Below are 26,831 nucleotides of genomic sequence, written 5' to 3' on the forward strand. Positions count from 1 at the left end.
GGGTGATTCCCCTGCCCGGCGCGCCGCGCAGAAGGGACCGCTGACGGCGATGCAGATCCGGCTGACCGTCCTCGCACCGCACGCCGGCCACGCCGACCACGGCGCGGGGCGCACCTGCGACGTGCTCGTCACCGCCCCCGCGGGAACCGAGCTGGCCGCCGTGGCCTCCGCGCTCGCCACGGCCGTCTCCGGCCCGGAGACCCCCTCGTCCGGAACGGCCGTGCTGTACGCGGGCGGGGAGCGGCTCGACACCCGCCGCTGTCTGCTCGGCGAACCGCCGCTGGTCGACGGCGCCGTGCTGTCCCTCCACGTACCGGGCCCGCCCGGACCGGACGAGCACGCCGACGCGGGCATCCCGGCCCGGCTCCACGTGGTCGCGGGTCCGGACGCCGGCGGTGTCCATCTGCTGCACGGTGGAGCGATCAGAATCGGCCGTTCTGTGGACGCGGACGTACCGCTCGACGACCCCGACGTCTCCCGGACCCACTGCACCGTGACGGTCTCCCCCGGCGGCCGGGTGACGGTCGAGGACCAGGGCTCCACCAACGGCACGCTCCTCGACGGCACCCCCGTCGGCCCGCGGCCGGTCCGCTTCGCGCCGGGCGCGCTGCTGCGCGTCGGCGAGTCCGCGCTGCGCCTGACCGGCCCGGCGGGCGGCCCGGACGACACCCTGGCCACCGCCTCGGACGGCGACGGCCATCTGCGGGTGGCCCGCGCCGGGACCCCGGCGGATCCGACCGGTGCCGGCGGCGCGCCCGTCGGTCACCCGGCCTACGAGCCGCCGTACGAGCCCTCCGGCGGGGCGGCGGCCTCCGAGTCGCCCACGCACGGCGGCAACCGGCGTCTCGACGGCACCCCCGTCGACGCCGACGGGCACGGGCACGCCGACGCGGACGGCCACACGCGCGTGACGGAGTCCGACGAACCGCACGGCGAGATCGAGACCCACGCCCGGACCCGGCAGACCCGCAAGCGCGGCCTCGGCGCCTGGGCGCGGCGGCTCGCGGGCGGCCGGGAGGAGCCGGAGGCGGAGTACGGAGTGGCGCCGGTGCCCGCCTTCCCCGAGGGCCTCACCGGCGGCCCGGGCGGCCCCGGCGGCGCCCCGTCCGACAGCTGGCCCAACCCGGCGGCCGTCCTGCTCACCGCGCTCGGCCCCGGCCCGCGCCTGTGGGAGCGGGGCCTGGACCATCCCGAGGCCCTGGTGGTCCGGCTCGGCACGACCGACCGGGCCGAGCTGTCCGGCGTGCCCGTCACCGTCGGGCTGCGCGAGGCCGGCGCGCTGGGCCTCGCAGGTCCCGCGCTCCGGCTGGCCGGCCTGGCCCGCTCGGTGGTGGCCCAGCTCGCCGCCCTGCACTCCCCCGGCGACCTGGAGATCGTGCTGGTCAGCGCCGACCGGAACCGCCCCCTGGAGGAGCGGCGGCGGGACTGGGGCTGGCTCGGCTGGCTGCCGCACACCCGTCCGGCGCACGGCCAGGACTGCCGGCTGCTCCTCGCGTACGACCGCGACCAGGCCCACGCGCGGCTGACCGAACTGACCCGGCGGCTCGACGACGGGCCGCTCGGCCCGGCCTGGCCGAGTGCCGACCGGACCACGATCGCCGAGGCCGCCGCCCGGCACACCGGGCCGGTGACGGTCGTGGTCGTCGACGGCGACCCGGGCTCCTCCGCGCTGCGCGAGACGGCGGCGCGGCTCGCCGGGGCGGGCGCCGCCGCCGGCATCCATCTGATCTGTCTGGCCGAGGCGCCGGCCGCGTCCCCGGCCTCCCCGGTCGCGGCGACGTACGAGGCGGCGTGCGCGGCCTCCCTCGCCTTCCGCGAGTGCGGGGCGGCCACCCTGCTCAGCGGGGACGTGGCGACCGCGCTGCGGCTGCTGCGGACGGCGGGCGGGCGGGTCGCCGGGCACGGCACGGTCGGCGTGCTCGACGCGGTGTCGGTCGCCTGGGCGGAGCGGTTCGGCCGCGCCCTCGCGCCGTTGCGCACCGAGACGCTCTCCGGCGGGGCGGGCGGCCGGACCGCCGCCGCGCTGCCGCCGTCGTCCCGGCTCCTCGACGAACTGGGCCTGGCCCGGGCCACCCCCGCGTCCCTGATGGCCCGCTGGGCCTCGGCCGCGGAGGGCACGGCGGTGCTGGGCGCGGGTCCGCACGGGCCGGCCGCCGTGGACCTCACGAAGGAGGGCCCGCATCTGCTGATCGAGGGCCCGGCGGGCAGCGGCCGCACCGAGCTGCTGCGCTCGATCGCCGCCTCCCTCGCGGCCGGCGGCCGCCCGGACCGGCTGGGGCTGCTCCTGGTCGACGGCGCGGGCGGCGACCGCGGCGAGGGTCTGGCGGCGTGTACGGAGCTGCCGCACGTCACCGAGTATCTGGTCGCCTCCGATCCGGTGCGGATGCGCGAGTTCGCGCAGGCGCTGGGCGCGGAGCTGAAGCGGCGTGCCGAGCTGCTCGGGGACACGGACTTCGCCGACCGGCGCTCGGCCGGCCGGATGGTCGGCCCGCGCGCGCCGAGCGCCGCCGAGTCGCTCCCCTCCGCCTCCTCCTCTCTCACGTCCGCACCGTCGGGGGCGCGTGCGACGGCGCGGATTCCGGACGCGCGCCCCGGGGATTCCCGTACGGGTGCCACCCCCGGGCCCGCCGGTGGTTCCGGCGCCCTCGGCGACACCCCGAGCGGGCGCCTGCCCCGGGCCGGGGCGGCCGATCTCCACGCCCGTGCAAGCGGCCGCACGTACCGCACCGGCGGAGACGGCAGCCTCGGCGACACACCCAGCGGACGGCTGCCCCGCCCCTCCACCGGCGACCTCTACGACCAGGCCAGCGGCCGCACGTACCGCACCGGCGGAGACGGCAGCCTCGGCGACACGGTCAGTGGGCGGCTCGCCCGGCCCGCGGGCGGTACCGCCGCGGCCGGGGCCGGGGTGCCCGTCGACGGGGCCGGGGCGCTGCCGCGGCTGATGGTGATCGTGGACGACTACGACGCGCTCGTGGCGCCCCCGCTCGGCGCGCCGGGCCGGCCCGCGGCCGGATCGGTGATGCGGGCCCTGGAGGCCGTGGCGCGGGGAGGGGCGCGGCTCGGCGTCCATCTGATCGCGGCCTCGGCGCGGCCGGAGCGGACGGCCGACACGGAGCTGGCGCACGGCGCGCGGCTGCGGATCGTGCTCGACGCGCCGCCCGCCGCACCCGTCGGCGGCCCGGACGGTCCGCAGCCGGGCCGGGGACGCCTCGGGCATCCGGACGGCCGGGTGACCCCGTTCCAGACGGGCCGGGTGACCGGGCGCATCCCGCGGACGGCGACCCAGCGGCCCATCGTCGTCCCGGTGGAGTGGGAGCGGATGGGCGACCCGCCGGCCCGCCGCCCGGTCCGCGAGCTGGGCAACGGCCCGACGGACCTGGCGCTCCTCGCCAGCGCCCTGGACCGGGCCGCCCGGTCGGTCGACGCCACGCCCATACCCCCGCTGACGTCCCCGGCGCCCGCCTGACGGGCGCCCGCACGAACCCGGACCGCACCCGCCGGCCGCCCCGGCCCGTACGCGCGCGTCCACGCCGTCCGTACGCCCCGGTCGCACGCCCCCGCGTGCGCCCGGGGGCGCCTCGCCGTCACCCTCCCGCGTCCCCACCGCGCCCCACCGCGCCCCCCTCACCCCGCCGCATCCCGACCCCGTCTGACCTGACGTCACGTCACGAGCCCATCACGATCGCGTACTTGACAGTGAAGGCGGTATTGCGGGCCCCGGTCACCGGGCGTAGAACCGGACCCCACGGACCAGACAGCGCGGGAGAGACGGGGCTCGGATGCGTCAGGGCAGAACTCTTCGACTGGCCGCGGTGACGGCGCTCGCCGCCCTCGCCGCGACGGCGTGCGGCGGCGGGGACGGCGGCTCGGACGGCGACCGCCCCTCCGCGAGCGCGGGCGGCGGCTCCGCCGGCACCGGGCTCACGCTGCCGTCCCTCAAGGGCGAGAAGCTGGAGGTCGCCGCCGTCTGGACCGGTCCGGAGCAGGCCAACTTCACCAAGGTCCTGAAGGAGTTCGAGAAGCGTACGGGCGCGACCGTCACGTTCGTGCCGGCCCAGGACCCGATCGTGAACTTCCTCGGCACGAAGATCGCCGGCGGTTCCCCGCCCGACGTGGCGATGCTGCCGCAGGTCGGCGCGATCCGGCAGGCGGCGGCGCAGAAGTGGCTCAAGCCGCTGGGGCCGGAGGCCAAGGCCCAGCTGGCCGCCCACTACGGGAAGGGCTGGCAGGACCTCGGCGCGGTCGACGGCACCCCCTACGGGGTGTACTTCAAGGCCGCCAACAAGTCGCTGGTCTGGTACAACTCCGCCGCGTTCGACAACGCGGGCGCGAGCGAGCCGAAGACCTGGAAGGACCTGATCTCCACGGCCGAGACGATCTCGGCGTCCGGCGTCACCCCGGTGTCGGTGGGCGGCGCGGACGGCTGGACGCTGACCGACTGGTTCGAGAACGTCTACCTCTCGCAGGCCGGACCGGAGAAGTACGACCGGCTGGCCCGCCACGAGCTGAAGTGGACCGACCCGTCCGTCGCCCGGGCGCTGACCACGCTGGCCGAGCTGTTCGGCAAGCCGTCGCTGCTCGCGGGCGGCACGAACGGCGCGCTGCAGACCGAGTTCCCGGTCTCCGTCACCCAGACCTTCACCGGCGGCGACCAGTCCAAGGCGGCGATGGTGTTCGAGGGCGACTTCTCGGCCGTCAACATCGCGGCGATGAGCGCGAAGATCGGCACGGACGCCAAGGTGTTCCCGTTCCCGGCGGTCGGCGGCGGCCCGGCGCCCGTGGTGACCGGCGGCGACGCGGCCGTGGCGCTGAAGGACGGCAAGGGCGCGCAGGCGCTCCTCACCTTCCTGGCCTCGCCCGAGGCGGCGAAGATCTGGGCGGCCGAGGGCGGCTTCCTCTCCCCCAACAAGTCGCTGGACAAGGCCGCGTACCCGAACGACGTCCAGCGGACCATCGCCACGGCGCTGATCGGGGCGGGCGACGACTTCCGCTTCGACATGTCGGACCAGATGCCGCAGTCGTTCGGCGGGACGCCCGGCAAGGGCGAGTGGAAGGTGCTCCAGGACTTCCTGAAGAACCCGAAGGACGTGGCCGGCGCCCAGGCCGCGCTGGAGGCCGAGGCCGCCAAGGCGTACAAGGACTGATCCCGGTGGACCGCGCGCACGGCACCACCGCTCCCCCCTCGTCCGGTGGAACCGGCGGCCCCGGCGGGTCCACGGGGACCGCCGGTTCCGCCGGATCCTCCGGATCCCCCCGGCGCGGCACACCCGCGGGGTCCGGGCGGCGGTCCCTCCGCCCCCGCTCCGCGCTGACCGCCGCCGTCTTCCTCCTCCCCGCCCTCGTCCTGCTCGGCGCGCTGGTCGTCTACCCCATCGGCTACTCGGTGCAGCGCTCCTTCTTCGACAAGAGCGGCGACTCCTTCGCCGGCCTCGGCAACTACGTCACGCTCTTCACGGACGGCACGATCCGTACGGCCATCCGCAACAACCTGATCTGGGTGGTCGTCGCGCCGACCGTGGCCACCGCGCTCGGCCTGATCTTCGCGGTGCTCACCGAACGGGTCCGCTGGGGCACGGCGTTCAAGCTGGTCGTCTTCATGCCGATGGCGGTCTCGATGCTCGCCGCCGGGATCATCTTCCGGCTGGTGTACGAGCAGGATCCGGACCGCGGCGTCGCGAACGCCGTCTGGGTGGGCGTGCACGACACCTTCGCCGAGTCGTCGTCCTTCCCTCGCGCCCGGCCGCTGCCGGCGCATCCGCTGAAGGCGGCGGGCGGCGGGGCGTACGAGACCAAGGCGCCGGTCCGCGCCGGGCGGCCGGCCCTGCTGCCGCTCGTCGGGGTGGCTCCGGCGCAGATGCCGAAGGACGCGCGCCCTGCCCGTACTCCCGCCGACTCCCCCCACGGGGAGATCAGCGGGGTCGCGTGGCTGGACTTCACCCGGGGCGGTGGGGGACGGCCGAACGCCGTCGACCCGAAGGAACTCGGCCTCGACGGACTGCGGATCGAGGCGGTGAAGGACGGCCGGGTGGTGGCACGGACCACGGCGGCCGCGGACGGCACCTTCCGGCTGCCGGCCGCCGCCGACGGCGCCGTCCTGCGGCTGCCCGCGAGCAACTTCCGCGAGCAGTACGACGGGGTGGCGTGGCTCGGCCCCACGCTCGTCACCCCGGCGATCATCGGCAGTTACGTGTGGATGTGGGCCGGGTTCGCGATGGTGCTGATCGCGGCCGGGCTCGCGGGCCTGCCGCGCGAGCTCCTCGAAGCGGCGCGGGTCGACGGGGCGAACGAGTGGCAGGTGTTCCGCCGGATCACGGTCCCGCTGCTCGCGCCGGTGCTCGGCGTCGTCCTCGTCACCCTGATGATCAACGTCCTGAAGGTCTTCGACCTGGTCTTCGTCATCGCGCCGGGCTCGGCGCTCGACGACGCGAACGTCCTCGCCCTCCAGCTGTACCGCTCGTCCTTCGGCACGGGCGCGGACCTGGGCGTCGGCTCGGCGATCGCCGTGCTGCTCCTGCTCCTCGTCCTGCCGGTGATGGCGGTCAACATCCGCCGGATGCGAAAGGAGAGCCGCCGGTGACCTCCCCGTCCGCCACCACCGCGCCCGCCGCCGTCGAGCCCGCCACCCAGCCCCGGCGCGTGTCCCGGACCGCGGCGCGGATCGCGGCCCGGACCGCCTCGGGCGCGGTCCGGATCTTCCTCGTCCTGGTCGCGCTGTTCTGGCTGATGCCGACGGCGGGGCTGCTGCTCTCCTCGCTCCGCTCGCCGTCCGACATCGCCGCGAGCGGCTGGTGGCAGGTGTTCACCGCCCCGGCGCGGCTGACCACCGAGAACTACCGCGACCTGCTCGCGAACGACACGATCACCGGCTCCCTCGGCTCCACGATCCTGATCACCGTGCCGGCCACGCTGCTCGTCATCGTCATCGGCTCGTTCGCCGGCTACGCCTTCGCCTGGCTGGACTTCCCGGGCCGCGACTGGTGGTTCCTGCTGGTGGTGGGACTGCTCGTGGTGCCGGTGCAGGTGGCGCTCGTCCCGGTGTCGAAGCTGTTCGGCACGCTCGGGATCTTCGAGACGACGCTGGGCGTGGTGCTGTTCCACACGGCCTACGGGCTGCCGTTCGCGATCTTCCTGCTGCGGAACTTCTTCGCCGAGATCCCCCGCGAACTCCTGGAGGCGGCCCGGCTGGACGGGGCGGGCGAGCTGCGCCTGTTCGCGCGGGTGGTCATGCCTCTGGGCGGGCCGGCCATCGCCTCGCTGGGGATCTTCCAGTTCCTGTGGGTGTGGAACGACATGCTGGTGGCGCTGATCTTCGCGGACGCCCAGTCGCCGCCGATCACGGTGGCGCTCCAGCAGCAGGTCCGGCAGTTCGGCAACAACATCGACGTGCTCGCGCCGGGCGCGTTCGTGTCGATGGTGATCCCGCTGGTGGTCTTCTTCGCGTTCCAGCGGCAGTTCGTGTCCGGGGTGATGGCGGGCGCGGTGAAGTAGCCCCGAGGGTGAGCCCTGGGGTTACGCGGTGAGCGCGGCCACCGTCGCGCGCGCGAGGTCGTCGAGGTAGCCCCGCGGGGGCTCCGTACGGACGACCACCAGGCGCCAGTACAGCGGGCCGAGCACCAGGTCCAGGGCCCGGTCGGGGTCGGTGTCCGCGGGCAGTTCGCCGCGCCCGGCGGCGGCCTGGACGATCTGCGCCACCACGCCCTGCTGGCTGTCGAGCAGGGCGGCCTTCAGGGTGTCCGCGATCTCGGGGTGCCGGACGGCCTCGACCAGCAGGTCGGGGATGACCTGCGAGGCGACCGGGTGGCGCAGCGCGTGCGAGGCGACTTCGAGGAGGGCGCGGACGTCCCCGTACAGCGAGCCGGTGTCGGGGGCGGGCAGTCCCTGCACGGCGACGGCGCCGACGACGTCGACGACGAGCGAGAGCTTGGACTTCCAGCGCCGGTAGACGGCGGTCTTGCCGACGCCCGCGCGGCGCGCGATGCCCTCGATGGACATCCGGGAGAAGCCGACCGCGGCCAGTTCCGCGAAGACGGCGGCCCGGATCGCGTCGGTCACGTCCTCGCGGAGCACGGCGGCTCCCGCGGGTGCGCGGCGTGGGGTTCCCGGGGCTGTCGTCATACCCAGGATCTTAACCAGCGGGTTCCTCCCGAAAGACGTCTACGTATCGACGATACGGTTGCGTTCCGACGCATGCAGCCCTACGCTCCACGTAGCGACGATACGGACCCGTCCCGTCGCCCTGTCGCACCCCTCCAGCGCCCCCACCCCAGGAACGAAGGGGATCCCGTGACCACTCGGACCCTCGCGCCACCCCCGCCCGCCGCCCCCGGCACCACCGCCGGCACCACCGCCGGAGCCACCGCCGGACCCGCCGCCACCGCGCCGGGCGCGCCCCTCACCTCCGAGGAGCTGCGCGCCCTCGCCCTGCGCCACGGCCTGACCATCAGCGGCGCGCGCCCCTCGCTCCCCGCGTACGTACGGCAGCTGTGGTCCCGGCGGGACTTCATCACCGCCTTCGCCACGGCCAGGCTGACCGCCCAGTACAGCCAGGCGCGGCTCGGCCAGATCTGGCAGGTGATGACCCCGCTGCTCAACGCGGCGGTCTACTACGCGATCTTCGGCGTCCTCATGAACGTCAAGCGCGGCATCCCGGACTACGTCCCGTTCCTGCTCACGGGCGTCTTCGCGTGGACCTTCACCTCGCAGACGATCATGACGGGGACCCGCGCCATCAGCGACAACATGGGCCTGGTCCGCGCCCTGCACTTCCCGCGCGCCAGCCTGCCCATCGCGCTCGCCCTCCAGCAGCTCCAGCAACTCCTGTTCTCGCTCGGCGCGCTGGTGGCGATCCTGTTCTGCTTCGGCGAGTTCCCGCGCGCGAGCTGGCTGCTCGCGATCCCCGCGCTGCTGTGCCAGACCCTCTTCGGCACCGGTCTCGCGCTCGCCATGGCGCGGCTCGCGGCGAAGACGCCGGACATCGCGCAGCTGATGCCGTTCGTGCTGCGCAGCTGGATGTACGCCTCCGGGGTCATGTGGTCGATCCCGCACCTCACCCAGGGCCGCGACCTGCCGCACGGCGTGATCGTGGCGCTCCGGTCCAACCCCGCCGCCGTCTACATCGACCTGCTCCGCTTCGCGTTCGTCGACAGCTTCCACGCCTCCCAGCTCCCGCCGCACGTGTGGGCGCTCGCGGCGGGCTGGGCGGCGCTCGCCTTCGCCGGCGGATTCGTCTACTTCTGGAAGGCAGAGGAGACCTACGGCCGTGGCTGACCGCACCGCGCACACCGCGCCCACCTCGTACGCTCCCCAGGCCCGCGCGGCGACGCCCGAGCGCACCCCCACCGTCGTCGCGGACGGCGTCCACGTCACGTACACCGTCCAGGGCGGCCGGGCCGGCGGCCGCGGCGGCGCCACCGCCGCGCTCAGCCGTATCGCCACCCGCCGCCGCGCCACTACTGCCGCCACCAAGGCCCCCGGCACCCGCCAGGTCCACGCGGTCAAGGGCGTCAGCTTCGCCGCCTTCCGGGGCGAGGCGATCGGCCTCATCGGCTCCAACGGCTCGGGCAAGTCGACCCTGCTCAAGGCGATCGCGGGCCTGCTGCCGGTGAGCGCGGGCCGCGTGTACACCCAGGGCAGTCCCTCGCTCCTCGGCGTCAACGCGGCGCTCATGGGCGATCTGACGGGTGAACGGAACGTGATCCTCGGCGGGCTCGCCATGGGCATGAGCCGCCGCGAGATCGCCGCCCGCTACGCCGGCATCGTCGAGTTCTCCGGCGTCAACGAGCGCGACGACGCCATCTCCCGCCCCATGCGCACCTACTCCTCCGGCATGGGCGCCCGGCTCCGCTTCTCCATCGCCGCCGCCCGCAGCCACGACGTCCTGCTCATCGACGAGGCCCTGGCCACCGGCGACGCGGGCTTCCGGCGGCGCAGCCGGCAGCGGATCGACGAGCTGCGCGCCGAGGCGGGCACGGTCTTCCTGGTCAGCCACTCGAACTCGACCATCACCGACACCTGCGACCGGGCGCTGTGGCTGGAGGCGGGCACGCTGCGGAGGGACGGCCCCGCGCGCGAGGTCGTGGCGGCGTACGAGGAATTCACCGGCGCGGCGGGCAAGACCGGCCGTAAATAGGGCATAGCGCCCTAAAGTGCGGAGGGATGACGAACGAGCCCTCTCCGCACGACGCCCCGCCCCACGCCACGGACGACGCCCCGCACGACGCCGCGCGCGGTGCCCCCGCCGTCGGCCCGCCGGCGACCCGTACCGCCTCCGCCACCCCGCCGCCGGGCCTCACCCGTTCCCCGTTCGAGTCGGAGACCTTCACCTCCGCCACGTTCGTGACCGTCGGCCGCGGCCCGCTGCTCGCGCTCGCCGCCGTCTGGGCGCTGACCCGCGCCGGGATACTGTTCCTGCTGTGGCGCGACCGGCTCGGCATCGGCGGCGTCGCCAGCGAGGTGTACGCGCTCTACCACTACTGGTACGGCCTGTTCGCGCTCGGCACCTTCCCGCCCGGCGACGTCACCTGGCAGTACCCGCCGGGCGCCGCCCTGGTCGTGATGGCGCCCGGCGTGCTGCCCTGGCTCACGTACTTCCAGGCCTTCGTCCTGCTCACGCTGCTCGCCGACGCCGTCGTCGTGCTCGCCCTGGCCCACGCCGACAGCGCCCGCCTCACCCACGGCGCCTGGTACTGGGTGCTCGGCCTGCCGCTCCTGCTGCACCTCCCGCTCGCCCGCTACGACGTGATGACGACCGCCCTCGCCGTCCTCGCCCTGCTCGCGCTGAAGTCCCGCAAACCCTCCGCGCACCGCGCCGCCGGCGTGCTCGCCGGGCTCGGCGCGATGGTCAAGGTGTGGCCGGCGCTGGCCCTGATCGGCACCCCGCGCGGACGCACCACTCGCGAGGCATGGGCCGCCGCCGCCCTCACGGCCCTCGCGCTGTTCGCCACGCTCGCGATGTTCTTCACCGGCTCCCTGGACTTCCTGCGGCAGCAGAGCGGGCGGGGCGTGCAGATCGAGTCGACCGTCGGCACCGGCATCGCCCTCGCGCGCGTCACCGGCCTGTGGCGGGGCTTCGTCGAACTGCGCTACGGCTCCTTCGAGTACGTCGGCCCCTACGTGTCCACCCTCGGGCACCTGGCCCTGCTGCTCACCGCGCTCGCCTTCATCTGGCTGCTGCTGTGGCGGCTGCGGGCCCGCGACTGGACGGCGGCCACCCCGGCGGACGCGGCGCTCGCGGCGGTGCTGCTGTTCACCGTCACCAGCCGGGTGATCAGTCCCCAGTACCTGATCTGGCTGCTCGGCCTCGCCGCCGTCTGCCTCACCTCCCGCGCCACCGTGATGCGGCCGGTCGCGGTGCTGCTGCTGCCCGCCGCGCTGCTCAGCGTGCTGGCGTACCCGGTGCTGTACATGGACGTCGTCACCGGTACCTGGACGGGCGTCGTCGTCATGCTGCTGCGCAACGGCCTGCTGGTCGCGGCCGCCGCGCTCGCCGCCCGCCGCCTGTGGACGTCGGCGGTGCCCCCGCACGCGTAACCCCGGACGCACGCGTAACCCCGGACACGGAACAGCGCGCGCATATGCTGTGCGAAAAAGGGGCGCCCCCACCGGTCGTACCGGCGGGGGCGCCCCCTCTCACTCATCTGCGCGGATCAGCCGATCACCGATCCGGCGATCCGGCGATCAGCTGTGCGTACGCAGCAGCGTGCGCATCGTCCGCATCGCGACGGACAGGTTCGCCAGGTCGAAGGCGTCCGAGCCCTGGATCTCGTCCAGGGTCGTGCGCGCCCGGCCCAGGATCGCCGTGTTCTCGGACTCCCAGGCGGCGAACCGCTCCTCCGGCGTGGCCTCGCCCTCGCCGGCCGTCAGGACCTCCGCCGTGAGCGCGGCGTGCGCGGCGAACAGGTCCTGGCGGATCGAGGCACGGGCCATCGACTGCCACCGGTCGGCGCGCGGCAGCTCGATGATCCGGTCCATCAGGCCGGTGATCCTCAGCCGGTCGGCCAGGTCGTAGTAGACCTCGGCGACCGCCAGCGGGTCCTTGCCGGTGCGGTCCGCGATCGCGACGATGTCGAGCGTCGGGAAGGCGGAGGAGAAGCCGGCCACGCGGACCGCGAGCTCCTCCGGCACGCCGGCCTCGGTCAGCTGGTCCAGGACCGACTGGTACCAGACCTGGTCGGCGCCGCGCAGCAGCGTCGGCAGCTTCTGCCAGACCTGCTCGACCCGCTCCGCGAAGAACTCGATGGTCTCGCCGAGCTGCAGCGGCTGCGGCCGGTTGTTGAGCAGCCAGCGGGTGCCGCGCTCGACGAGCCGGCGCGAGTGCAGCCGCATCTTGGTCTGGACGTCGGCGGCCACCTTGTTGTCGAGCGCCTCGACGGCGTCCCAGACCTCGTTCAGGCGGAAGATCGCGCGGGCCGCGGTCTGCGCGCGCACGATCTCCTCGATCGAGGCGCCGGACTCCTCGCGCAGCCGGTGCAGGAAGGACGAGCCACCGGAGTTGACGGTGTCGTTGACCAGCACCGTGGTGACGATCTCCCGGCGCAGCGGGTGGCTGTCGACGGCCTCGGTGAACTGCTCGCGCAGCAGCGTCGGGAAGTACGCGTGCAGCAGCCCGCGCAGGTAGGGGTCGTCCGGCAGGCTCGTGCCGATCAGCTCGTCGGCCACCGTGATCTTGGTGTACGCGAGCAGGACGGCCAGCTCCGGCTGGCTCAGGCCGCGGCCGCCGTTGAGCAGCTCGCGGATCTGCCGGTCGTTGGGCAGGAACTCCAGCGCGCGGTCGAGCGCGCCGTCCCGGCCGAGCCGGCGCATGAACCGCTGCTGGGCCTGGAGCAGGGAGGACGCCTCGGCCACGGCGTTGGCCAGGTTGGTGTTCTGCGCGTAGTTGTTGCGCAGCACCAGGGCGCCGACCTCGTCGGTCATCTGCGCGAGGATCTTGTTGCGCTGCTTCACGGTCATGTCACCTTCGGTGACCAGGCCGTTGAGCAGGATCTTGATGTTGACCTCGTGGTCGGAGGTGTCCACACCGGCGCTGTTGTCGATGGCGTCGGTGTTGATCTTGCCGCCGTCGCCCTCGGGGCCGCCGGACCGGGCGAACTCGATGCGGCCCAGCTGGGTCGCGCCGAGGTTGCCGCCCTCGCCGACGACGCGGGCGCGCACGTCCCGGCCGTCGACGCGGATGGCGTCGTTGGCCTTGTCGCCGACGTCGGCGTTCGACTCGGCCGAGGACTTCACGTATGTACCGATGCCGCCGTTCCACAGCAGGTCGACGCGCGCGTGGAGGACGGCCTGCATCAGCTCGGCCGGGGTCATCTTGGTGACGCCGTCGGCGATGCCGAGCGCGGTCCGCATGTGCGCGTTGACCGGGATCGACTTGGCGGTACGGGGGTGGACGCCGCCGCCCGCGGACAGCAGCGCCGGGTTGTAGTCGGCCCAGGACGAGCGGGGCAGCTCGAAGAGGCGGCGGCGCTCGGCGTACGAGGTGGCCGCGTCCGGGGTCGGGTCGATGAAGATGTGGCGGTGGTCGAAGGCGGCCACCAGACGGATGTGCTCGGAGAGCAGCATGCCGTTGCCGAAGACGTCACCGGACATGTCGCCGACGCCGACGACCGTGAAGTCCTCGGTCTGGGTGTCGTGGCCCAGCTCGCGGAAGTGGCGCTTGACCGACTCCCAGGCACCGCGGGCGGTGATGCCCATGCCCTTGTGGTCGTAGCCGGCCGAGCCGCCGGAGGCGAACGCGTCGCCCAGCCAGAAGCCGTACGACTCGGCGACGCCGTTGGCGATGTCGGAGAAGCTCGCGGTGCCCTTGTCGGCGGCGACGACCAGGTAGGTGTCGTCCTCGTCGTGGCGGACCACGTCCGCCGGGGGCACGACCTCGCCGCCGACCAGGTTGTCGGTGATGTCGAGGAGCGCGGAGATGAACATCTTGTACGAGGCGACGCCCTCGGCCAGCCACGCGTCGCGGTCCACGGACGGGTCCGGGAGCTGCTTGGCGACGAAGCCGCCCTTGGCGCCGACCGGCACGATGACGGTGTTCTTCACCATCTGCGCCTTGACCAGGCCGAGGATCTCCGTACGGAAGTCCTCACGGCGGTCGGACCAGCGCAGACCGCCTCGGGCGACCTTGCCGAAGCGCAGGTGGACGCCCTCGACGCGCGGCGAGTACACCCAGATCTCGAAGGCCGGGCGCGGGGCCGGCAGGTCCGGGATGGCCTGCGGGTCGAACTTCATCGACACGTAGGCGTGCGGGACGCCCTCCGGGGTCTTCTGGAAGAAGTTGGTCCGCAGCGTGGCCTTGATGACGGTGAGGAAGGACCGCAGGATGCGGTCCTCGTCGAGGGACGCGACCTGGTCCAGGGCGCCGTCCAGCTCCTCCAGGAGGCCGTCGATCAGCTCGGTGCCGGCGCGCTGGCGCTCCGGCGCCATGCGGGCCTCGAAGAGGTTGATCAGCAGCCGCGTGGTGTGGACGTTGTTGCGGAGGGTGTCCTCCATGTAGTCCTGGCTGAACGTCGAACCGGCCTGCCGCAGGTACTTCGCGTACGCGCGCAGCACCATCGCCTCGCGCCAGGTGAGCCCGGCGGACAGGACGAGCGAGTTGAAGCCGTCGTTCTCGGCGGCGCCGGTCCAGGTGGCGGCGAAGGCCTCCTGGAAGCGCTCGCGCGCGTCGTCGCCGAGGCCGCCGCCGTTGGCGGTCGCCGCGGGCATCCGCAGACCGAAGTCGTAGATCCAGGCGTCGTCCGAGCCGTCGGAGCAGCGCAGCTGGTACGGACGCTCGTCGGTGACCTCGACGCCGAGCCGGCCGAGGACCGGCAGGACGGCGGACAGCGAGATCTGGTCGCCGGTCTTGTAGACCTTGAACCGGCGCTCGCCGCTGCCGGAGGTGACCGGCTCGTAGAGGGAGAGCGCGAAGTCCTTGCCGCTGCCCACCAGGTCCTCGAGGTGGACCAGGTCGGCGACGGCGGCGCGCGGCGAGTGGTCGGCCTTGTAGCCCTCGGGGAAGGCGTTGCCGTAGCGGCGCAGCAGCTCGGCGGCGCGCTCCTCGCCGCACTCGGCGTTGAGCGCCTCGGCGAAGCCGTCGGCCCAGGAGCGGGTGGCGTCGGCGAGCCGGGCCTCGATGCGGTCGACGTCGGCCTCGGTGAGCTTGGCCAGCTCGGTGCCCGGCTCGACGCGGATGAGGAAGTGCAGACGGGAGAGGATCGACTCGGTGTTCCAGGCCGTGAAGTCGACGCTGGTGCCGGTCAGCTCCTCCTTGAGGATGTCGATGATCCGCAGCCGGACGCGCGTGGTGTAGCGGTCGCGCGGCAGGTAGACGAGGGCCGAGTAGTAGCGGCCGTACTCGTCCTGGCGCAGGTAGAGGCGCAGCCGGCGGCGCTCCTGGAGGTACAGGACGCTGGTGGCGATGGTGCGGAGCTGGTCGACCGGGGTCTGGAACAGCTCGTCGCGCGGGTACGTCTCCAGGATCTGGAGCAGGTCGCGGCCGTCGTGGCTGCTCGGCGCGAAGCCGGCGCCCTCGAGGACCTCCTGGACCTTGCGCTTGATGACCGGCACCCGGCGCACGGACTCGGTGTACGCGGCCGACGAGAACAGGCCGAGGAAGCGGCGCTCGCCGACGACGTTGCCGTCGGCGTCGAACTTCTTCACGCCCACGTAGTCGAGGTACGAGGGGCGGTGCACGGTCGAGCGGCTGTTGGCCTTCGTCAGGATCAGCAGGCGGTGCTCGCGCGCCTTGGCGCGGGCGTCGGCGGGCAGCCGGCTGAAGGACGGCGAGATGGGGTGCGCGTGGTTGTCGTCGCCGCTGTGGTGCGGGTCGGCGCGCAGGATGCCGAGCCCGGTGCCGGGGACGGCGGACAGGGCGTCACCGTCGACCAGCGCGTACTCGCGGTAGCCGAGGAAGGTGAAGTGGTCGTCGGCGAGCCAGCGGAGCAGCTCGCGGGCCTCCTCCACCTCGGTGGGACGCAGGTCGGAGGCGGTGGGCTCCTCGGGCAGGCCCTCGGCGATGCGCAGCGCGGCCTCGCGCATCTTCTCCCAGTCCTCGACCGTCTCGCGGACGTCGGACAGGATGCGCAGCAGGTCGCTGGTGATCTGCTTGAGGTCGGCCTTGTCGGTCTCGCGGTCGATCTCGACGTGGATCCAGGACTCGCTGAGCACATCGTGCGCCTGCTCGGCCTTGGCGCCCTTGGCACCCTTGCCGTTCTTGGCGCCCTTGGCCTCCTGCGGGTCCTTGGCCAGGACCTCGATGAGCTTTCCGGTCACGTCGCGGCGGACGCGGACCTGCGGGTGGATCACGACGTGGATGCCGCGGCCCTGGCGGGACAGCTCGTTGGTCACCGAGTCGACGAGGAACGGCATGTCGTCGGTGACGACCTCGACGACGGAGTGGCTGCAGGTCCAGCCGTTCTCCTCGACCGTCGGGGTGTGCACGCGCACGTTCGCGGTGCCCTGGGGACGGTTCTCGGCCAGGCGGTAGTGCGAGAGCGCGGCGCCGAACACGTCGACGGGGTCGCGGTAGGTGAGGTCCTCGGGAGCGGTGTGCAGGTAGTAGCGCTGGAGGTAGTCGAGCAGCGTCGCGTGGTCCGGACGACGGCCCTTCTCCGGCCCTGTCGGAAGTAGCCCCCCGACCGGGCTGTTCTCAGCTACCCGGGCGGCCCGATCGAGCAGCTCGGCCTTGGCTTCGTCCAGCTTGGTCTGCATGTCCTCTGACTCCTGTCGCGCGCCATTGCGTGACGTCGGTGGAAGAAAGGACACAACGCCACGCCGCGGTGGTACCGGTCGACGATGACGTTGTGCCGCGATGAGAGATGTCCGGGCGTTTCTCGGCCACGACGTGTGCGGCGGGTGTCGCGCCCGGACGGAGAGGATCGGCGAACGCACCGTCGACCCGGCCGCTGTGGCGGACCGGGCGGCAGCCGGGGGCTCCGCTGCCCCCTCGGCGTATCGCGCTGATCACGACGAAAGCCTATCGCTCTCGCCCCCCCGACCGTCATGAGCCTTATGTGTACAAAACCAGGGCCGGAAGTTTGACGATCTGGACAGCGACGCATGGTTCCCCGGGGCTCCGACGGCATCCGGCCCCCGGGATCCGCCCGGGAAGGCGTCGTCAGGGCCCGGGAATCTGTCATCCGGGCATCGGCCATACGAGACGGGACGTGGGAGCCGCCATGGCGAAGATCTTGATCGTGACGGGGGACGCGGCGGAATCGCTGGAGGTGATGTACCCGTACCAGCGACTGCTCGAGGAAGGGTACGAAGTCGACATCGCGGCCCCGGCGCGCAAGCAGCTGCGGTTCGTCGTGCACGATTTCGAGCCGGGTTACGACACGTACACCGAGAAGCCCGGCTACACCTGGCCCGCCGATCTGGCCTTCTCGGAGGTCGACCCGGGCGAGTACACGGCCGTGGTGATCCCGGGCGGCCGGGCCCCGGAGTATCTGCGCAACGACCCCGAGCTGCGCAAGATCCTCAAGTCGTTCTTCGACGCGGACAAGCCGGTCGCGCAGATCTGCCACGGACCGCTCCTGACGGCGGTCACGGGCAGCCTGGAGGGGCGGCGCGTCACCTCGTACCCGGCCCTGGAGCCGGACATGCAGGCGGCGGGCGCGAGCTTCCAGGACACGGCGGCGGTGGTGGACGGCCGGCTGGTGTCCTCCCGGGCGTGGCCGGACCACCCGACGTGGATGCGGGAGTTCCTGAAGGTCCTGCGCGCGACGGCGGCGGAGGCGTAGCCCCCGTACCCCGTACCGGCCATGGCCCCTCGCCGTCCCGTACCCGGGCGGCGGGGGGCCATGGCGCGTCAGGGGCCGTACGGCCCCTCGGCGGGCCTCAGACCAGCTCGTCGGCGATGGCCACGGCCTCGGCGAGCGAGTCCACGACCGGGACGCCGACCTTCTCCAGGGACGCCCTGCTGTGCGATCCGCCGGTGTACAGGACCGCCTTCGCGCCGACGTGCGCGGCCGCCACGGCGTCGTCCGCCGCGTCGCCGATCACGACGACCCGGTCCGCGGACACGTCGCCCAGGGCCTGCAGGTGGCGCACCATGTGCCCCGACTTCCCCGAGGGGCCGCCGGTACGGCCGTCCATCCGTACGAAGCGCTCCGCGATCCCGTGCCGGCGCACGATCGGTATCAGCTCCTCGTGCGGCGCGAGGGAGAGCAGCGACTGGGTGAACCCGGACTCCTGCCGGGCGGCGAGCAGGTCCGCCGCGCCCTCGGTGAGCCCGCAGGCCTCGGCGCGTTCCCAGTAGTGGCGGTGGAACGCGCCGTCCATCATGTTCCACTCGTCCTCGGTGGGCAGTCGCCCCATCAGCCGCTCGTAGAACTTCGGCACCGGGACCGTGTACAGCTCCCGGTACTGCTCCAGAGTGATCTGTTCGAACCCGATTTCCGCGAAGGACGCGTTGGTCGCCCCGATGACGGCGCCGATGTCGTCGAGCAGTGTGCCGTTCCAGTCCCAGACCAGATGCTTCGTGTGCTTCCCCATGGACGTCCACGGTACCGGCCCGCTCCGACACTGTGACCGGCCGTTTCGCTCGGCCGGGCACCCGGCCCGACGGGACCGGCGCGAGGGGACCGGCCCGACGGGGCGCGGCCGAGGAGTGACTCAGCCGAGGAGCGCGGGGATCTCCTGGACGCCGAACCAGAGCAGCTCGTGGTCCTCGGCCCCGTCGACGGTGAACTGCGCGTCGTCGTCGCCCTGGTCGGCGGCACCGAGCGCGCCGGCCGCGGCCGCGACGTCCGCCTCGGCGTCGTCGGCGTCGGCGTGCACGGCGGCGGCCTTGGCCAGCGGTACGGCGGAGGCGATCCGGACCTCGCCGAGCGCGCCCGCGTCCAGCCCGCGGTCCGGGTCGACGACGGCGTCCTTGTCGGCCACGTCGACCGCGACGACCACGCGCCGCCGGGCGGCCGCCGGGTCGCCCGCGAGCAGCCGCAGCGAGGCGGCGGCGGCCCGGTTGAGGGCCGCGTACTCGAGCTCCTCGATGTCGTCGCTCACGTACCACTCCCGCAGGGCGGGGGTGACGGCGTAGGCGGTGAGCGGCCCGGGGCCGAGCTCGCCCGCCTTGTGCGCCTGTGCGAGACCGGGGAGGGTCAGAGGGACGTACACGCGCATGGCTGGCCGCTTTCGTAGTCGGAGATGCCCTCAGGATACGTGCGCGGTACCTGCCCGGAGGCCGGGGCCGAGACCGCCACCGGTCGTACGGTTCGCTCGGATAGGTGAATCACCCTGGGTGACCGCGAGCGGTCCTCGGCCTGCTTGCCGCTCCCTCCGGACCGCCCGTACAAGATCCCCAGCCGGGTTACCGCCCGGTAGAAGCCGGTCACTCACCGCGACGAACGGGGATCCCATGAGCACACACACCCGGCGCACCCGCGGCCCTTCCGGTCCCGCCGGCCCCACCGGACCCGCGGGCCGCGCCGGGACCGGACCGCGCGGCCGGGCGGGAACGGCGCCCCGGCGGACCGCGCCGCCGCACATCCTGTTCGCCGAGCGCCTGCTGGCCGTCCTGAGCGGCGACCGCCCGGTGCACAGCATGCTGGGCTACGCGGCCGGCGAGGCGTACGACGAACTCGTCCGGCTGGCCCCGGAGCCCCCGTTCCGCTCCACCGACTGGCGCCCCGCGCTCCACCGCTGCCACTGCCGCCGGCCCGCCGCCGGCTCCGACGCCCTCGAGGTCTTCGCCACCGTCGCCACCGGCGACCGCTTCCGCGCGCTCGCCTTCCGCCTCGACCGCGGCGCCGACCTCCGCTGGCGCTGCTCCGCGTTGGCGATGGACGGCCTGTCGGGGACGCGCTGAGGCCCACGCCGGGCGGGGGGGAGGCGAGGGTGGCGGCGGGGTGGCGTGGGGAGGCGGACGCCCTCGCCCGCCCTTGACACCCTCCCCACCCGATCGAGCGCACCGGACGGGCCCGTCGGGGCCCGGCCGGCGGATCCGGTCCGCCGCGTCCGGGCACATGGTCCGGCGCGTCCGGGCATACGCGAGGGGGCCGGCCGCCCCACCGGGCGACCGGCCCCCTCGTCACGTACGCACCGGGCCCTCGGGACCCGCGGACGGCCTTACTTCTTGCGGCGGCGTCCGCCCGCGCTCTTCTGCGCCTTGCGGCGCTCCGCGCGCGTCATGCCGTCGCCCGCGGGGACGCTCTCGCCCTCGGAGGCGAAGTCGCCCTCGACCACCGAGCCGTCGCCGTCCACCTTCGGCGCGGAGAAGTGCAGCCGGTCCGGGCGCTGCGGGGCGTCGAGGCCCTTGGCGCGGATCTCCGGACGGGCGGCACCGGCCGCGGCGGTGTCCTGCGCGGCCGCGTCCTGCACCGGGACCTCCTCGACCTGCTGCTCGACCTGGACCTCCAGGTTGAACAGGTAGCCGACGGACTCCTCCTTGATGCCCTCCATCATCGCGGTGAACATGTCGAAGCCCTCGCGCTGGTACTCGACCAGCGGGTCCTTCTGCGCCATCGCGCGCAGGCCGATGCCCTCCTGGAGGTAGTCCATCTCGTAGAGGTGCTCGCGCCACTTGCGGTCGAGGACGGACAGGACCACGCGCCGCTCCAGCTCACGCATGATGTCCGAGCCGAGCTGCTTCTCACGCGCGTCGTACTGCTCGTGGATGTCGTCCTTGACGGACTCGCCGATGAACTCCGCCGTGATGCCCGCGCGGTCGCCGGCCGCGTCCTCCAGCTCGTCGACCGTGACCTTGACCGGGTAGAGCTGCTTGAACGCGTTCCACAGCCGGTCCAGGTCCCACTCCTCGGCGAAGCCCTCGGTGGTCTCCTGGCGGATGTAGTCGTCGATCGTGTCGTCCATGAAGTGGCGCACCTGCTCCTGCAGGTCCTCGCCCTCCAGGACGCGGCGGCGCTCGCCGTAGATGACCTCGCGCTGCCGGTTGAGCACCTCGTCGTACTTCAGGACGTTCTTGCGCGTCTCGAAGTTCTGGCTCTCGACCTGGCCCTGCGCGGAGGCGATGGCCCGGGTGACCATCTTGTTCTCGATCGGGACGTCGTCCGGCACGTTGGCCATGGCCATCACACGCTCGACCATCTGCGCCTTGAACAGACGCATCAGGTCGTCGCCCAGCGACAGGTAGAAGCGGGACTCGCCCGGGTCGCCCTGACGGCCGGAACGACCGCGCAGCTGGTTGTCGATACGGCGCGACTCGTGGCGCTCGGTGCCCAGCACGTACAGCCCGCCGAGCTCCTTGACCTCCTCGAACTCCGCCTTCACGGCCTTCTCGGCGCGCTCCAGGGCGCCCGGCAGCGCCGCCGACCACTCCTCGACGTGCTCGACGGGGTCGAGGCCCGCCTGGCGCAGCTCGGCCTCGGCGAGGTCGTCGGGGTTGCCGCCGAGCTTGATGTCCGTACCGCGGCCGGCCATGTTCGTGGCGACCGTGATGGCGCCCTTGCGGCCGGCCTGCGCGACGATCGTGGCCTCGCGCTCGTGGTGCTTGGCGTTGAGCACCTCGTGCGGGATGCCGCGCTTGCTGAGCTGCTGCGACAGGTACTCGGACTTCTCGACGGAGGTGGTGCCGACGAGGACCGGCTGGCCCTTCTCGTACTTCTCCGCGATGTCGTCGACGACGGCGGCGAACTTGGCGACCTCGGTCCGGTAGATCAGGTCCGGCTGGTCCATGCGCTGCATGGGCCTGTTCGTCGGGATCGGGACGACGCCCAGCTTGTAGATCTGGTGGAACTCGGCCGCCTCGGTCATGGCCGTACCGGTCATGCCGGAGAGCTTGTCGTAGAGGCGGAAGAAGTTCTGGAGGGTGATCGTGGCGAGGGTCTGGTTCTCGTCCTTGATCGGCACGCCCTCCTTGGCCTCGATGGCCTGGTGCATGCCCTCGTTGTAACGGCGGCCGGCGAGGATACGGCCGGTGTGCTCGTCGACGATCATGACCTCGCCGTCGATGACGACGTAGTCCTTGTCCTTCTTGAACAGTTCCTTGGCCTTGATGGCGTTGTTCAGGTAACCGACGAGCGGGGTGTTCACCGACTCGTACAGGTTGTCGATGCCCAGCCAGTCCTCGACCTTGGAGACGCCGGACTCGTGGATGCCGACGGTCCGCTTCTTCTCGTCGACCTCGTAGTCGCCGGTCTCCTCGATGCCCTTGAGCGGGTTGCCGGGCTCGCCCTTGACGAGGCGGGTGACCAGCTTGGCGAAGTCGCCGTACCACTTGGTGGCCTGGTCCGCCGGGCCGGAGATGATCAGCGGCGTACGGGCCTCGTCGACGAGGATCGAGTCGACCTCGTCGACGCACGCGTAGTTGTGGCCGCGCTGGACGAGCTCGTCCTGGGACCACGCCATGTTGTCGCGCAGGTAGTCGAAGCCGAACTCGTTGTTCGTGCCGTACGTGATGTCGCACGCGTACTGCTCACGGCGCTGCGCCGGGGTCATGTTGGCCAGGATGCAGCCGACCTCCAGGCCCAGGAACTTGTGGACGCGGCCCATCATCTCGGAGTCGCGCTCGGCCAGGTAGTCGTTCACCGTGATCAGGTGGACGCCCTTGCCGGACAGCGCGTTCAGGTACGCGGGAAGGGTGCCGACGAGGGTCTTGCCCTCACCGGTCTTCATCTCGGCGACGTACCCGAGGTGGAGGGCGGCACCGCCCATGATCTGCACGTCGTAGTGACGCTGGCCGAGGACGCGCTTGGCCGCCTCGCGGACGGTCGCGAACGCCTCGGGGAGCAGGTCGTCCAGGCTCTCGCCGTCGGTGTACCGCTGCTTGTACTCGTCGGTGAGGGCCCGCAACTCGGCGTCGGAGAGATTGACGAAGTCATCTTCGATGGAGTTGACCTGGTCCGCGATGCGGTGCAGTTTGCGCAGGATCTTGCCTTCGCCTGCACGCATGAGCTTCTGGAAGACGGACACTGAGGCTGGTCTCCTTGCCGGTCGGGCCTGGCACTGGGTCTTGTCATGACTCGGGCGCGGGCACGGCAGGTGGTCCCCACCGCAACGGCCATCGTAAGCGAGACAGCGCTCGCGGAGGGAGGCCCGCAGGGCCGGAACCCCGGCTTCCGCCCATGACGGCTCCCGACAGGGAGAACGCGCGGGACCACCCGAAGGTGCCGCCACTTCCGAAAACCGTTCGCACGGCTCGGGACGGGTCACCAGAATTCCGTCATGGAGCCCATCACCCTGACCACGGCCCGGCTGCGCCTGCGCCCCTTCACCCCGGACGACGCCGATCTGGTGTACGAGATCTGCCAGGACCCCGAGATCCAGCGCTGGACCGCCGTCCCCACCCCGTACACGCGCGAGGACGCCGAGTTCTTCGTGACCCGGATCGCGCCGGACGGCTGGCGCCAGGACGGGCAGCTCCCGTTCGCCGTCGAACCGCTGGCGGGTGGACCGCTGATCGCCGCCGTCGGACTGCACGCCTGCGGGCCCGGCGTCCGGGAGATCGGCTACTGGACCGCCGCCGGGCACCGCGGCCGGGGCTATACGACCGAGGTCGTCGGCGCCCTCGCCCACTGGGCCTTCACCGGGCTCGGCGTCCACCGTCTCGTCTGGCGCGCCGAGGTCGGCAACGCCCCCTCGCGCGCGGTGGCCGAACGGGCCGGCTTCACGATCGAGGGCGTCGAACGGGCCGGCATCGTCAACAACGACACCGCCCGCGACTGCTGGCTCGGCTCGCTGCTCCCCTCCGACCTGGGCCTGCCGTCGTCGCTGCCGTACCTGCCCGCGCCGATCCCGCCGGAGCCCTCCGCCGCCTCCTGAGCGGTCTCCCGGCCCGCTTCCCTCCCGGTCCCGGCAGGCCCCGGCGGATTCCCCGCCGGGGCCTGCCGCGCTGTCGGTGCCGCCCTCTAGGGTGCCGACCATGACGACCGCGACGCCCACCCCGGCCGCCCCGCGCCCCGCCGCCGACCTGACCGCCGACGAAGCCCGCCGGATCACCCTGCGCGCCCAGGGATTCCTCGGCGCCCCCGACCGGCGGGCCGGAGTGCGCGGGATGCTGCGCCGGCTCGGCCAGGTCCAGCTCGACACCATCTCGGTCCTCGCCCGCTCGCACGAGCTGATCCCGTACGCGCGCCTCGGCGCCGTCGGCCGCCGCAGCGTCGAGGACGCGTACTGGACCGACGGGCACGCCTTCGAGTACTGGTCGCACGCCGCGTGCGTCCTGCCGGCCGAGGAGTGGCCGCTGTTCGCCTTCCGCCGCCGCGCCTACCGCGACCGCCCGCACTGGGGCCACGAGCTGTCCCCGGCCGCGTACGACGCGGTGATCGCGCAGCTGCGGGCCGAGGGCCCGCGGACCGCGACCGAGCTGGGCGGCGCCAAGAACAAGGGCGAGTGGTGGGACTGGTCCGACGCGAAGATCGCCGTCGAGCGGGCGCTGATGTACGGGGAGGTGGTGGTCACCGAGCGGCGCGGCTGGAAGCGGGTGTACGACCTGGCGGAGCGCGCCGTCCCGGCCGCGCTGCTGCACGACGACCTCGACGACACGGAATGCCTGCGCCGGCTCGTCCGGCAGGCGGGCGAGGCGCTGGGCGTCGGCACCCGCGCGGACCTCGCCGACTACCACCGGATCAAGGGCGAGGCGTTCGACGCGGTGGTGGCGGACTCCGGGCTCGTGCCGGTGAGCGTGGCGGGCTGGGGGAAGCCCGCCTGGGCCGACCCGGCGGCGCTCGCGACCGAGCCGCGCGGCCGGCACCGTACGACGCTGCTCTCGCCGTTCGACTCGCTGATCTGGGAGCGGGCCCGCACCGAGCGGATCTTCGGCTTCACCCACCGCCTGGAGGCGTACGTGCCCCGGCAGAAGCGGGTGCACGGCTACTTCGCGATGCCCGTCCTGGCCGGTGGCCGGCTGGTCGGCCGGGTGGACCCGGCGCGCGACGGCCGGACCCTGGTGGCCCGGCAGGTGTCCCTGGACGGCCCGAAGGCGGTGCCGGCGGTGGCGCGGGCGCTGCGCGAGGCGGCCGAGTGGGTGGGCTGCGACGCGGTCGCCGTGGAGCGGGTGGACACCCCGGAGCTCGCGCCGGCACTGGTGAAGGCCCTCGGCTGAGCCCGGCCGGGAGACCGGGGCCCGGGAGACCGGAAGGCGGCCGGCGCCTTCCGTGCCGCCCCGGGCCCACCCCCGGTCTTCCCCGGGTCAGCGGATCTCGAGGATCTTCTCCCGCATCGCGTAGACCACGGCCTCCATCCGGGAGTGCAGCTGCAGCTTCTCCAGGATGTTGCGGACGTGGTTCTTCACGGTGTTCTCGGAGATGAAGAGCTCCTTGGCGATGTCCCGGTTGTTCATGCCGGTCGCGACGAGCTTGAGCACCTCCAGCTCGCGGTCGGTCAGCCGGGGCGCCGGCACCAGCCGCCGCTCGTCGGTGCGCTGGATCATCGACTTGAACTCGGTGAGGAGCTTCGACGCCATCGACGGGCTGATCTGCGACTGGCCGTCGGCGACGGCGCGGATCGCGGTGGCGACCTCGTCGGTGGAGATCTCCTTGAGGAGATAACCGGTCGCGCCCGCCTTGATCGCGTCGTAGAGGTCCGCCTCCTCGTCGCTTATCGTCAGCATGATGATCTTGGCGCTGGGAGCCACCTCCTTGATGGAGGTGCAGGCCTCGATACCGCCCCGCCGGGGCATCCGGACGTCCATGAGGATGATGTCGGGCAGCAGATCCGCCGCCTTGTCGACGGCCTCGGCGCCGTCACCGGCCTCGCCGACGACCTCGATGTCCTCTTCCTGCCGCAGGACGATCTCCAAGCCCCGGCGGAAAAGCGCGTGATCGTCCACGACGAGGACCCGGATCGGTTCGTCCCGTGACGCTCCGATGGCCGAATCCGATCCCTCCGGGGCACTCGTGCTTCCTGGCTGTCGCCCGCCGTGCACCGGCCCGAAGCGGTCCGCCATCGTTCCTCCCCCTGAAGGCCGTGGCCTGAAGTCGTGTGCTGAATCGCGAATTTTCCCCAACCACTGCTCGGGGAGCACCGGTTGACGTGCCCGCCATGATTTCATGCCGCGGCGACAACACGATGATCCCGTGCTCCCGCGGGGTCACGCACGGTCGCACAGGGGTGCCCCCGGAGCGCGCGGGGCGCTCTCGGGGGCACTGTTCGTGTGGTGGTCGTCCGCGGTTCCTCGGTCCGCGGACGGACCGGGGCGAGGGATCAGCCGCCGAGCGCGCCTCCCGCGCCACCGCCCTCGGCGAGCGGGTCGCTCTCGAGGTGGATGACGCCGTAGTCGTAGGCGTGCCGCCGGTAGACGACGCTGGGCTGCTTGGTGTCGGAGTCGACGAAGAGGTAGAAGTCGTGCCCGACCAGCTCCATCTCGTAGAGCGCCTGGTCGAGGCTCATGGGTGCGGCGCTGTGGGTCTTCTCGCGGACCACCAGCGGTCCTTCGCCCTGGACCTCGATCGAGCCCATCATCGTGGTGGGCACGTTCTCGCCCTCTTCGACGACGAGTTCGCCGCTGCCGTTGAACTGGGCGGCGCCGGGCACCACATCGGGGACCTCCGCGGCCGACAGCCGGCCGGCGCCCCGGCGGGTGAACCGCTTGTCGTGCTGCTTGCGCAGGCGCGCCTCGAGCTTGTCGTGAGCGAGGTCGAGCGCCGCGTACGCGTCCGCGGCCGCCGCTTCCGCCCGGATCACCGGGCCTCGGGAGTGGAGGGTGATCTCCACGCGGTCCGACCGGTCGGCCTGCCGCGGGTTGTGCTCCTTGGACACCTCGACGTCGAGGCTGATCACCTTGCCGTCGAGCTTCTGGATCTTCTCCAGGTTCAGCTTCTCGGCCACGTGCTTCCGGAACCGCTCGGGCACCTCTGTCTTGCGGCCCTTGACGACGATGTCCACGCAGAACTCCGTTCCCGGATCGCTCGGTACGGCTCCTTGGCCGGCGAGCTTCTCCCTTTGCACCAGACCCCGGCGTT

18 protein-coding genes are annotated in these 26,831 nt (G+C 72.9%); 11 read left to right on the forward strand and 7 right to left on the reverse strand.

Annotated elements, in window-relative coordinates; genetic code table 11:
* Nucleotides 1-49: 49 nt before the first annotated feature.
* The 4 genes from ABZ693_RS16990 (at nucleotide 50) to ABZ693_RS17005 (ending at nucleotide 7,491) form a co-directional block, all read left to right on the forward strand.
* The gene (locus tag ABZ693_RS16990) at nucleotides 50-3,469 is read left to right on the forward strand and encodes an FHA domain-containing protein (protein ID WP_359877411.1); all 3,420 of its coding nucleotides are present in this window, start codon (nucleotides 50-52) and stop codon (nucleotides 3,467-3,469) included.
* Nucleotides 3,470-3,782: 313 nt separating this feature from the next.
* Entirely contained in the window at nucleotides 3,783-5,147 is a 1,365-nt protein-coding gene (locus ABZ693_RS16995; protein WP_359877350.1) for an ABC transporter substrate-binding protein, read from the forward strand.
* Nucleotides 5,148-5,311: 164 nt separating this feature from the next.
* On the forward strand, nucleotides 5,312-6,580 hold the full coding sequence (locus ABZ693_RS17000) for a carbohydrate ABC transporter permease (RefSeq protein ID WP_359877414.1): 1,269 nt from the start codon (nucleotides 5,312-5,314) through the stop codon (nucleotides 6,578-6,580).
* The gene (locus ABZ693_RS17005) at nucleotides 6,577-7,491 is read left to right on the forward strand and encodes a carbohydrate ABC transporter permease (RefSeq protein WP_435842443.1); all 915 of its coding nucleotides are present in this window, start codon (nucleotides 6,577-6,579) and stop codon (nucleotides 7,489-7,491) included. Before ABZ693_RS17000 ends, ABZ693_RS17005 begins: the two co-directional genes overlap by 4 nt.
* 21 nt (nucleotides 7,492-7,512) lie before the next feature.
* On the opposite strand, the gene ABZ693_RS17010 is transcribed toward ABZ693_RS17005, so the two are convergent.
* Entirely contained in the window at nucleotides 7,513-8,118 is a 606-nt protein-coding gene (locus tag ABZ693_RS17010; protein ID WP_359877353.1) for a TetR/AcrR family transcriptional regulator, read from the reverse strand.
* A gap of 291 nt (nucleotides 8,119-8,409) precedes the next feature.
* Between ABZ693_RS17010 and ABZ693_RS17015 the strand changes: the two genes are divergently transcribed.
* From ABZ693_RS17015 to ABZ693_RS17025, 3 genes are read left to right on the forward strand one after another with little or no spacing between them, the layout of a single operon-like run.
* The gene (locus tag ABZ693_RS17015; protein WP_359877418.1) at nucleotides 8,410-9,270 is read left to right on the forward strand and encodes an ABC transporter permease; all 861 of its coding nucleotides are present in this window, start codon (nucleotides 8,410-8,412) and stop codon (nucleotides 9,268-9,270) included.
* Nucleotides 9,263-10,132, forward strand: coding sequence for an ABC transporter ATP-binding protein (locus ABZ693_RS17020; RefSeq protein WP_359877355.1), 870 nt, complete (start codon nucleotides 9,263-9,265; stop codon nucleotides 10,130-10,132). Before ABZ693_RS17015 ends, ABZ693_RS17020 begins: the two co-directional genes overlap by 8 nt.
* Before the next feature lie 26 nt (nucleotides 10,133-10,158).
* Nucleotides 10,159-11,532, forward strand: coding sequence for a glycosyltransferase family 87 protein (locus tag ABZ693_RS17025; RefSeq protein ID WP_359877357.1), 1,374 nt, complete (start codon nucleotides 10,159-10,161; stop codon nucleotides 11,530-11,532).
* A gap of 147 nt (nucleotides 11,533-11,679) precedes the next feature.
* Here the strand turns inward: ABZ693_RS17025 and ABZ693_RS17030 are convergent, their stop codons facing one another.
* The gene (locus ABZ693_RS17030; RefSeq protein ID WP_359877360.1) at nucleotides 11,680-16,683 is read right to left on the reverse strand and encodes an NAD-glutamate dehydrogenase; all 5,004 of its coding nucleotides are present in this window, start codon (nucleotides 16,681-16,683) and stop codon (nucleotides 11,680-11,682) included.
* 467 nt (nucleotides 16,684-17,150) lie between these two features.
* Here ABZ693_RS17030 and ABZ693_RS17035 point away from each other — a divergent pair, with 467 nt between their 5' ends.
* Entirely contained in the window at nucleotides 17,151-17,714 is a 564-nt protein-coding gene (locus tag ABZ693_RS17035; protein ID WP_359877363.1) for a DJ-1/PfpI family protein, read from the forward strand.
* Between the two features lie 97 nt (nucleotides 17,715-17,811).
* Here the strand turns inward: ABZ693_RS17035 and ABZ693_RS17040 are convergent, their stop codons facing one another.
* Nucleotides 17,812-18,468 carry an HAD family hydrolase gene (locus tag ABZ693_RS17040; RefSeq protein WP_359877366.1) on the reverse strand — a complete coding sequence of 219 codons (657 nt, stop codon included), beginning with the start codon at nucleotides 18,466-18,468 and terminating at the stop codon, nucleotides 17,812-17,814.
* 120 nt (nucleotides 18,469-18,588) lie between these two features.
* Nucleotides 18,589-19,095 (reverse strand): DUF6912 family protein, encoded by a 507-nt coding sequence (locus tag ABZ693_RS17045; RefSeq protein ID WP_359877369.1) that lies wholly within the window; start codon nucleotides 19,093-19,095, stop codon nucleotides 18,589-18,591.
* Nucleotides 19,096-19,330: 235 nt separating this feature from the next.
* On the opposite strand from ABZ693_RS17045, the gene ABZ693_RS17050 reads away from it, so the two are divergent.
* Nucleotides 19,331-19,780: an Rv3235 family protein gene (locus tag ABZ693_RS17050; protein ID WP_359877371.1), complete on the forward strand. Its 450-nt coding sequence runs from the start codon at nucleotides 19,331-19,333 to the stop codon at nucleotides 19,778-19,780.
* Nucleotides 19,781-20,040: 260 nt separating this feature from the next.
* Here the strand turns inward: ABZ693_RS17050 and secA are convergent, their stop codons facing one another.
* On the reverse strand, nucleotides 20,041-22,842 hold the full coding sequence (secA, locus tag ABZ693_RS17055) for a preprotein translocase subunit SecA (protein ID WP_359877374.1): 2,802 nt from the start codon (nucleotides 22,840-22,842) through the stop codon (nucleotides 20,041-20,043).
* A gap of 252 nt (nucleotides 22,843-23,094) precedes the next feature.
* Between secA and ABZ693_RS17060 the strand changes: the two genes are divergently transcribed.
* A complete protein-coding gene (locus ABZ693_RS17060) occupies nucleotides 23,095-23,691 on the forward strand; it encodes a GNAT family N-acetyltransferase (protein ID WP_359877376.1) in 597 nt (198 codons plus the stop codon).
* A gap of 100 nt (nucleotides 23,692-23,791) precedes the next feature.
* Complete coding sequence (locus tag ABZ693_RS17065) at nucleotides 23,792-24,973, forward strand: winged helix-turn-helix domain-containing protein (protein ID WP_359877379.1); 1,182 nt, start codon at nucleotides 23,792-23,794, stop codon at nucleotides 24,971-24,973.
* Between the two features lie 87 nt (nucleotides 24,974-25,060).
* Here the strand turns inward: ABZ693_RS17065 and ABZ693_RS17070 are convergent, their stop codons facing one another.
* The gene (locus ABZ693_RS17070) at nucleotides 25,061-25,816 is read right to left on the reverse strand and encodes a response regulator (RefSeq protein WP_359877382.1); all 756 of its coding nucleotides are present in this window, start codon (nucleotides 25,814-25,816) and stop codon (nucleotides 25,061-25,063) included.
* Between the two features lie 257 nt (nucleotides 25,817-26,073).
* The gene (hpf, locus tag ABZ693_RS17075; protein WP_359877385.1) at nucleotides 26,074-26,754 is read right to left on the reverse strand and encodes a ribosome hibernation-promoting factor, HPF/YfiA family; all 681 of its coding nucleotides are present in this window, start codon (nucleotides 26,752-26,754) and stop codon (nucleotides 26,074-26,076) included.
* Nucleotides 26,755-26,831 lie beyond the last annotated feature (77 nt).

Source organism: Streptomyces laurentii (genome assembly GCF_040635425.1).
Taxonomy (GTDB): Bacteria; Actinomycetota; Actinomycetes; order Streptomycetales; family Streptomycetaceae; genus Streptomyces; species Streptomyces laurentii.